The 2,327-nt window shown below is 36.5% G+C and carries 1 protein-coding gene; it reads left to right on the top strand.

The genetic code is table 11. From position 1 onward, the window contains the following. Positions 1–219 precede the first annotated feature (219 nt). Positions 220–2,274, top strand: coding sequence for a sodium-translocating pyrophosphatase (locus ACHAJD_RS09775; protein ID WP_435585682.1), 2,055 nt, complete (start codon positions 220–222; stop codon positions 2,272–2,274). Positions 2,275–2,327: the final 53 nt, after the last annotated feature.

Here is a 2,327-nt window from a genome sequence, read left to right as displayed (position 1 = left end):
TTTAAAATCATATTTATTATATCATAAAAGGCCTTTATACAATAAGGTAAATTACTTAGGATAAAGTTTGATTTTAAAAATGGCGTAATTAAAAGGCTTTGTTAAGGGGATAGGCTCTTTGATTCGTTGATTAAAATAAAATGTTACTTGCTAATGTAAGCGCTTTTTGATATACTCTTTACATATTAAAAAGTGATTTTATGGAAGTGGAGGATTTTTATGACACTATTTTTAGTATTATCCCTAATATTCAGTTTTTTAGCAATGGGTTATGCCGTAATACTCTTTTATAAAATAAAAAGAGTACCAAAAGGTAATGCCCGTGTTGAAGAAATATCTGGATACATCAGAGAGGGTGCAATGGCTTTTTTAAGCCGTGAATACAAAATATTATTTATCTTTGTATTTATTTTATTCTTTATTATAGGATTTGCGATTAACTTTATGACTGCGGCTGTTTTTGCGGCTGGAGCTTTTTTAAGTGGATTAGCAGGCTATTTAGGAATGAGAGGCGCTGTAGCTGCAAACTCTAGAACCGCAACAAGTGCACGTGATGAAGGTATGAATAAAGCGTTAGATATTGCCTTTAGTGGTGGGGCTGTTATGGGTATGGCAGTCGTTGGGCTTGGTTTAGCAGGGCTTATTATTTCTTATTTAATCGGTGTTAATTTATTTAACTTACCTATTGAAAATGTAGGTGAGGAACAAATCAAAGAGTTCATTCAGTATATTACTGGATTTGGGCTTGGGGCGTCCTCGATTGCGTTGTTTGCACGTGTAGGTGGTGGAATTTACACTAAAGCTGCGGACGTTGGTGCCGATTTAGTAGGAAAAATAGAAAAAGGGATTCCAGAAGATGATCCTAGAAACCCTGCAGTAATTGCTGATAATGTTGGTGACAATGTTGGTGATGTTGCTGGAATGGGTGCGGATTTATTTGAATCTTATATTGGATCATTAATTGCTGCTATTACACTTGGTGCATTGCTTGGTACAGAGCATAATTTACAATGGGCATTATTCCCTATATTCTTAGCGGCTGTAGGGATTATAAGTGCGATTGTAGGTACAGTGACCGTACGTACAAAACAAGCTGATTCACCGCATAAAGTACTTAAAAAAGGAACATATTATGCTGGAGCAATCTTCTTTTTATTCACGATTGCTTTAACTTGGTATTACGTAGAGAATGGTTGGTTTGAAAATTACGGACCATTAGTTGCGATAATATCTGGTTTAGCAGTTGGTATTCTAATTGGATTCACAACTGAAATGTATACATCAAGTGATTATAAACGTGTTAAAGAAATTGCCAAACAGTCTGAAACAGGCCATGCTACAAACATTATTGGTGGCTTAAGTATTGGTATGGAATCAACTGCAATTCCAGTATTATTAATTAGTGGCGTAATTGTATTATCTTATAGTGTATTTGGGTTATACGGTATTGCTTTAAGTGCTGTTGGGATGCTGGCAACTACAGGTATGACTATTGCCATTGATGCGTATGGTCCGATTGCAGATAATGCTGGTGGGATTGCTGAAATGTGTGGCATGGATCCTCATGTTCGTGAAATCACTGATAAGTTAGATAGTGTTGGGAATACGACTGCTGCCATTGGAAAAGGCTTTGCGATTGGTAGTGCGGCTTTAACGTCTCTTGCCTTGTTTAGTTCCTTTATTCAAGCTGCTCCTGGATTAACCGCCATCAATATTGCGAATCCAAAAGTTATCGTTGGGATCTTGATTGGAGCCATGTTACCGTTCTTATTTAGTTCACTAACCATGTCAAGTGTTGGACGTGCTGCTGGTAAGATGATTGAAGAGGTAAGAAGACAATTTAAAGAGATGCCTGGCATTATGGATGGAACTCAAAAACCTGATTATGCCCGCTGTGTTGATATTTCAACTAAAGCAGCCTTAAAAGAAATGATTATTCCTGGTATTTTAGCTGTGGCTTCTCCTTTACTTGTAGGATTTATTCTTGGTAGTGAAGCACTTGGTGGCTTATTAGCTGGTGCTTTAGCCAGTGGTATAAGTATGGCAATCTTCATGGCTAATAGTGGTGGCGCTTGGGACAATGCGAAAAAATACATTGAAGAAGGTAACCACGGCAATAAAGGTAGTTTTGCCCATAAAGCAAGTGTTACAGGGGATACTGTAGGGGATCCATTTAAAGATACAAGTGGACCAAGCATTAACATTTTAATTAAATTAATGACAATAATTAGTTTAGTGTTTGCGGCTTTATTTACAGTATCAGGTATATTTTAATTAATTTAGAGCAGTTATCAACTGCTCTTTTTTTTATTTGATATAATGAAGTT

This window comes from Liberiplasma polymorphum (genome assembly GCF_043951795.1).
Taxonomy (GTDB): Bacteria; Bacillota_I; Bacilli_A; order Izemoplasmatales; family Izemoplasmataceae; genus Liberiplasma; species Liberiplasma polymorphum.
This window is presented reverse-complemented; position numbering and strand designations above follow the sequence as displayed.